Below are 6,761 nucleotides of genomic sequence, written 5' to 3'. Positions count from 1 at the left end.
CCCCTACACGGGCAACGCCACCGTGCCCATCGGCCGCCCCATGGCCAACACCCGCGTATACATCCTCGACAACCACCTCCAACCCCTCCCACCCGGCGTCACCGGCGAGCTCTACATCGCCGGCACCGGCCTCGCCCACGGCTACCTCAACCAAACCGCACTCACCGCAGAACGCTTCACCGCCGACCCCCACAACCCACAACCCGGCACACGCATGTACCGCACCGGCGACCTCGCCCGCTGGAACGGCGACGGCAACCTCGAATACACCGGCCGCGCCGACCACCAAATCAAAATCCGCGGCTTCCGCATCGAACCCGGCGAAATCGAAAAAGTCCTCACCGACCACCCCGACATCACCCAAGCCGCCGTCATCACCCACGAAAACCAACCAGGTGACGCTCATCTGGTCGCCTATGTAGCAGCCGACCGTTCCGTCCCGACGAGCGACGAGGATGAGCGGGCTCAGATAGGCGAGTGGCAGGAGCTCTACGACTCCCTGTACACGGGGTCCGGTGCTGAGTTCGGTGAGGACTTCTCCGGCTGGAACAGCAGCTACGACGACAGCGCGATTCCGTTGTCGGAGATGCGGGAATGGCGTGAGGCGACCGTCGAGCGGGTCAGGGCGCTCAAGCCCGGCCGGGTCCTCGAGATCGGCGTCGGTACCGGCCTGCTGCTGGCGAAACTGGCGCCCGAGTGCAGCGAGTACTGGGCGACGGATCTCTCCCCGACCGTCATCGAGGCGATGCGGTGCCACGTCGATGCCGATCCCGAGCTCGCCGGGCGCGTCACCCTGCGCGCCCAGGCAGCGCACGAGCACGACGGACTCCCGCAGGGTCACTTCGACACGGTCATCCTGAACTCCGTTGTCCAGTACTTCCCCAACGCCGAATACCTCCGGCAGGTCATCGAGCAGGCCGTACGCCTGCTCGCTCCCGGCGGAGCCCTGTTCGTGGGTGACGTCCGCAACCCCCGCCTGCTGCGCACTTTCACCACCGCGGTCCAGGCCGCCCGCGCCGACGACGCCGACACCGCCGCCATCCGCCGCGCCGTCGAACAGAGCCTCGTCCTCGGCAAAGAACTCCTCATCGACCCCGAATACTTCACCGCCCTCACCCACCACATCCCCGACATCGCCGGCACCGACATCCAACTCAAACGCGGCACCGCACACAACGAACTCACCCGCTACCGCTACGACGCCACCCTCTACAAAACCGGCATCACCCCCCACCCCCTCACCCACACCCCCCACCAACCCTGGGACCAGGACATCGACACCCTCGCTGAGCGGCTGCGCAACGAGCGGCCCGAGCAGCTCCGGGTGACGAGCGTCCCCAACACACGCATCGCCGACGATCTCGCCGTCCAGAAGGCCCTGGAGGCCGGCGCACCTCCGGCCGCCCCGCATACGGCGAACGTCGACCTGGAGGCGTTCCACCACCTCGGCGAGGAACTGGGATACTGGACCGCGATCACGTGGAGCAGCCACGACGCCGGCGCCGTCGAGATCACGTACGTCAACCGCCGAGTGCTGGGCGACGCCGCTCCCATCGGCACCTACGCACCGGCGGGTGGCGCCGACGCCGGCACCCCCCTCTCCACCTGGGTCATCAACCCGGCCACCCACCGCGGCACCGCCGCCCTCCTCACCGCCCTCCGCGAACACACCCGCCAACACCTCCCCGACTACATGCAGCCCACCGCCATCGTCCCTCTCGATCGCCTGCCGCTGACCGCCAACGGCAAGCTCGACCGAGCCGCCCTGGTGGCCCTCGACCCCGAGCGCGCCGACATCGGCCGCGCTCCCGGCACTCCGCAGGAGCAGGTCGTCTGCGAGCTGTTCGCGGAGACCCTCGGCCGAAGTGTGGTCGGCGTGGACGAGGACTTCTTCGAGCTGGGTGGACACTCACTACTGGCCACTCGGCTGATCGCCCGACTGCGCAGCGCGTTCGGCGTCGAGCTGGGGCTGCGGAGCCTGTTCGAGGCGCCCACCCCGGGGAAGATCGCGGCACGGCTGGATGTGGACGATCCGGACGGCTCGTACGAGGTGGTGCTGCCGCTGCGCACCCGGGGCAGCCGGCCGCCGTTGTTCTGCATCCACCCCGGGGGCGGTATCAGCTGGTCCTACAGCGCTCTGATCAAGCACCTCGACCCGCAGTACCCGCTCTACGGCATCCAGGCGCGCAGCCTGGCCCGCCCGGAGCCCCGGCCGGACAGCATCGAGGAGATGGCGGTGGACTACGCCGACCAGATCCAGTCGGTGCAGCCGCACGGTCCGTACCATCTGGCCGGCTGGTCGTTCGGCGGGCTGTGCGCCCACGCGGTGGCCGCTGAGTTCCAGCGGCGCGGTGAGCGGGTGGCGCTGGTCGCCGTGCTCGATGTCATCCCGAACTGGCAAGGGCTGACGCATGCCGACGTTCCTGCCCCCGACGACCGGGTGATGCTCCTGTACCACGTCGGCCTGGTCGACGACGGCAGCCATCGCGACAGCGGCGAGGAGATGACCTTCGCCACGGCGCGGGAGATCCTGCGCCGTCAGGGAAGCGTCCTGGCAAATCTGGAGGAGGACCGGCTTGCGACGATCACCGAGATCTCGGCGAACAACACGCACCTGACCGTCGATTACCAGCCTGGACCGATCGATGGCGACCTGGTGCTGATCGCCTGCTCGGAACAGCAGGACCCGCCCGTCACCGCCGAGGCCTGGCAGCCCCACATCCGCGGCACGGTCGAGGCCCATGTGGTGTCCGGTGAGCATGGAACCATGCTCACCCGCCCGGGCACGCTGGCCCAGATCGGTCAGATCCTGTCGGCCAAGCTCCACGACATCGCCGGTGACGAGTGACGCCCGCCGGCCGCACTTGAGGTTCCTTCCACTCACTGTCTGCGAGGACTGATTTCGATGTTGACCGACGTGCTCTCTGTCGACCTGGACAAAACGTTGGAGGCCGTTGAGGGCTGGCTCAGCGGCTACATCCGGCAACCGCACAGCGAACTCGGGCGATCCGGTCCGGTGTGCCCGTTCGTCGCCCCGGCCCAGGACGCCGACGCACTGGAGATCAGAGTCAGACTCGTCGGACTCACCCCGAGCCAGGCGCTCATCGACGAGATCGTCCGCTGCGGTCTCGACGAGTTCAGCGAGGTCGGCTGGAAGGCGGGCAATCCGAACCTTCGCTCACTCCTCCTCGTACTGCCGGACCTGCCGCCCGAGCACCTGCACCTGCTGGACGCCGCGCACAGCGCGCTGAAGCCCGAGAGCGTGCGCCGCGGGCTGATGCTCGGGCAGTTCCACGAGAAGTGCCGTGAGAAGGCGGCCCGCAACCCGGCATTCGAGGTCAGTTGGGCCCCGGTGCCGATGGTGGCGATCCGCTCGATGGCCATCCACGACGTGCTGTTCCTGGCCGATCGCAGAGACTGGTTCGAGGAGTATGCACGCCGTTTCGGGATCCGCTACCGGAATTCGGCACACGGCGTCGACCCGCTCTTGACCAAGGTGTACGAGCACGCCTCCGCCGTCCACGGTCTGCGGGGCTGAGCGGATGGGCAACGCATCACAGCTGACGGGGTGGCGGCGATGACCGGCGTCGTCGTGTACCGGGGCATGAATCGGGCCACGCTGGACCGGCAGTACTCGCCGAGCTCCCGCGTGCGCAGTCTGCCGGCCTATCTGGACGAGTACCGGCGGCTGAGCGAAGCTGCCCGCCACGACCATCCAGTGCTCACCGGTCTCGCCTACGGACCGCATCCCGCCGAGACGCTCGACTACTTTCCCGGCACGAGCACGAGCACGAGTACGGGTACGGGTACGGGACGCCCGCCCCTGCTGGTCTTCGTGCACGGCGGGAACTGGCAGGCGCTCGGCCGGGCCGATTCGGCCTTCCCGGCACCGCCACTGCTCGCGGCGGGCGCGGCGGTCGCCGTGGTCGAGTACGGGCTGGCGCCTGATGTCGGGCTCGACACGATGGCGGGGATGGTGCGCCGCAGCGTGGACTGGCTGCTGCGGCACGCGGACGGACTCGGATTCGCCCCGGACCGCCTCCACCTGTGCGGGACCTCGGCCGGCGCCCAGCTGGCCGCGATGGCGCTGCTGCCTGATCCGTTCGACGGCCCGGACGTGTCCGGCCGGATCGCCGGAGCGGTCCTGCTGAGCGGCATCTACGACCTCGAACCCGTCCGGCTGTCCTACGTCAATGAGGCGCTGCGCCTGGACGAGGCCGCGGCGCTGCGCAACAGCCCGCTGCTTCTGCTGCCGGCGCGGCCGGCCAAGGTCGTGGTCGCCCGCGGCGGCAACGAGACCGAGGAGTACATCCGGCAGCACGAACGGATGGTGGGGGCGCTGCGGCCCCGGACAGCGGTGACGGAGGTCGTCGCGGACCGGCGCAATCACTTCGACCTTCCCTACGACCTGGGGGTCCGCACGTCACGGCTCGGGAGCGCCGTCCTCGCGCAGATGGGACTGGAAGGGAGCACGACATGACCGCCGAGCAGAGCGCCGGCACCGGGTGCCCGTTCACCGGCGGCGCACCAGCGCACCCGAAGGACGCCACGGTGGCCGCGCCGACGGTTCAGCCGTCGGACGCGTCACCTCCGGGCAGCACCGCATACGCGCACTACGCGCAGATGGATGCGTTGCTTGCGCTGCAGCATCCGCTCAGCACGGCGGACACCGAGCCGGGCTTCATCATCATGAGCCAGGTCAAGGAGCTGCTGTTCAAGCTGCTGCACACAGAATTCAGCACGTCGCGTGACCAGTTGCGCAAGGACCAGCTCGACGACGCGCTGTGGACACTGCGCCGATCGGCCCGGGTGCAGCAGGTCCTTCTGGTGTCCTGGGAGACGTTCTCCGTACTGTCGCCCGTGGAGTTCGCCGAGTTCCGGGACGTCCTCGGTTCCGCGTCCGGTTTCCAGTCGGCCGGCTACCGGCGGTTGGAGTTCCTGCTCGGCAACAAGAACCCGGGGATGGTGGAGCCGCACCGCGGCTCGGTCACCTACCACGAGGTGCTGAATCAACTGCACGAGCCGAGTCTGTACGACGAGGCGCTCGCGCTGCTGGCCCGCCGTGGGCTGCTGGCTGGGGACGACGTCCCGGCCCGTGACGCCGCGCAGCCGTATCGGGCCGGCGAGGAGGTCGAGGCGGCCTGGCGGGCGGTGTACCAGGATCCGATCCGTCACCGTGACCTGCATCTGCTCGCCGAGGCACTCATGGACACCGCTGACCAGTTCGCCCGCTGGCGCTACACCCACCTGGTGACCGTGCAACGGATGCTGGGCGCCAAACCGGGCACCGGCGGCACCGACGGCGTGTCCTGGCTGGCCCGGATCAGCGAGCACCGCTTCTTCCCGGAACTGTGGGCGGTGCGCTCGACGCTCTGACCGACGCGCGGCATCAGGCGTTCGGCACCCGCGAGCGGCACAGCGAAGGATCCCGCAGGACACGACCTGCCCAGCCACAACCTGCCCAGCCACACGACAGACAAGGAGCAGCAATGGAAGGCGGCATCCCTCGCGCGGCGGCCGAGGAGCTGGACGCGGCCGATCCCCTGGCCGCGTTTCGTGAGCGGTTCGTCATCGCCGACCCGGAGCTGATCTATCTGGACGGCAACTCGCTGGGCAGAATGCCCACGGCCACCCCGGACCACCTGCGCGCGGTGGTGGAGCAGGGCTGGGGCGAGGGGCTGGTGCGTTCCTGGCAGGACTGGATCGACTGGGGCAGCCGGCTCGGTGACCGTCTCGCCGAGCACGTGCTCGGGGCCCGCTCCGGTGAGGTGGTGGTCTCCGACTCCACGTCGGTCAACCTGTACAAGCTGGCCGGCGCCGCGCTGGAGGCCGCGCCGGGGCGCGGTACCGTCCTGATGGACGCCGAAGACTTCCCGACCAACCGGTACGTCCTGCAGGGCCTGGCCGCGCAGCGCGGGCTGCGCCTGCACCATGTCCCCTCCGACCTCGACGGCGGCATCGACCTCGACCGGTTGCGCTCCGCCCTGGACCAGGACGTCGCGCTGGTGGTGCTCTCGCTGGTGTCGTACCGCAGCGGCGCGCTGCTGGACATGGCGAGGGTGAACGAGCTGGCCCGCTCGGTCGGCACCCGGGTCCTGTGGGACCTGTCGCACGCGGCCGGAGCCGTTCCCGTGGAACTGGCGGCGACCGGCGCGGAGCTCGCCGTCGGCTGCACGTACAAGTACCTCAACGGCGGACCGGGCTCACCCGCCTACCTCTATGTGCGACGTGAGGTACAGACCCAGCTACGGCAGCCGATCTGGGGCTGGTTCGGACAGCGGGATCAGTTCCGGATGGGCCCCTCCTACGACCCCGTACCCGGCATCGAGCGGTTCTTGGTGAGCACACCACCGCTGCTGTCGCTGGCGGCAATCGACCCGGGTCTCACCCTTGTCGAGCAGGCCGGTGTGGCTCAGATCCGGGCCAAGGGCCTGCTCCTGAGCCAGCTGGTCGCCGATCTGGCAGCTGCCTGGCTGACCCCGCTGGGATTCAGACCGGCCTCACCTACCGCGGCGGAGCAGCGCGGTTCACATGTGTCGCTGCACCACCCGGACGCCTGGCGGATCTGCCAGACGCTCGCTGCGGACGCGAAGGTCATCAGCGACTACCGGACCCCGGACCGGCTGCGGCTCGGACCGTCCCCGCTCTACACCCGGTACACCGAGATCTGGGACGCGATGGACCGCCTCCGCGAGGTCGCCGAACGGCGGACCTATCTGTCCCGGCCTGCCGGTCTGGCCCGAGTGACATGACATCCCGGT

5 protein-coding genes are annotated in these 6,761 nt (G+C 69.3%); all 5 read left to right on the top strand.

Going from position 1 to position 6,761, the window contains the following annotated elements:
- On the top strand, positions 1–2,848 hold a 2,848-nt coding region (locus tag C6N31_RS16975), incomplete at its 5' end, for an alpha/beta fold hydrolase (protein WP_198357762.1).
- Between the two features lie 57 nt (positions 2,849–2,905).
- Positions 2,906–3,538 (top strand): DUF6875 domain-containing protein, encoded by a 633-nt coding sequence (locus C6N31_RS16970; protein ID WP_138352451.1) that lies wholly within the window; start codon positions 2,906–2,908, stop codon positions 3,536–3,538.
- 39 nt (positions 3,539–3,577) lie between these two features.
- Positions 3,578–4,480: an alpha/beta hydrolase gene (locus C6N31_RS16965; RefSeq protein WP_138352450.1), complete on the top strand. Its 903-nt coding sequence runs from the start codon at positions 3,578–3,580 to the stop codon at positions 4,478–4,480.
- Positions 4,477–5,376 (top strand): tryptophan 2,3-dioxygenase, encoded by a 900-nt coding sequence (locus C6N31_RS16960; RefSeq protein ID WP_138352449.1) that lies wholly within the window; start codon positions 4,477–4,479, stop codon positions 5,374–5,376. Before C6N31_RS16965 ends, C6N31_RS16960 begins: the two co-directional genes overlap by 4 nt.
- Positions 5,377–5,489: 113 nt before the next feature.
- Positions 5,490–6,752 carry a kynureninase gene (gene kynU / locus C6N31_RS16955; RefSeq protein ID WP_138352448.1) on the top strand — a complete coding sequence of 421 codons (1,263 nt, stop codon included), beginning with the start codon at positions 5,490–5,492 and terminating at the stop codon, positions 6,750–6,752.
- Positions 6,753–6,761: the final 9 nt, after the last annotated feature.

This window comes from Streptomyces fildesensis (genome assembly GCF_016107395.1).
GTDB classification, from domain to species: domain Bacteria; phylum Actinomycetota; class Actinomycetes; order Streptomycetales; family Streptomycetaceae; genus Actinacidiphila; species Actinacidiphila fildesensis.
The sequence above is the reverse complement of the archived record's forward strand: the minus strand, read 5'-3'. Positions and strand labels throughout refer to the sequence as shown.

Coding starts and splice junctions, on each gene's coding strand:
- C6N31_RS16960 (WP_138352449.1), top strand. CDS start 4,477: ATGACCGCCGAGCAGAGCGCCGGCACCGGGTGCCCGTTCACCGGCGGC.
- C6N31_RS16965 (WP_138352450.1), top strand. CDS start 3,578: ATGACCGGCGTCGTCGTGTACCGGGGCATGAATCGGGCCACGCTGGAC.
- C6N31_RS16970 (WP_138352451.1), top strand. CDS start 2,906: ATGTTGACCGACGTGCTCTCTGTCGACCTGGACAAAACGTTGGAGGCC.
- kynU (WP_138352448.1), top strand. CDS start 5,490: ATGGAAGGCGGCATCCCTCGCGCGGCGGCCGAGGAGCTGGACGCGGCC.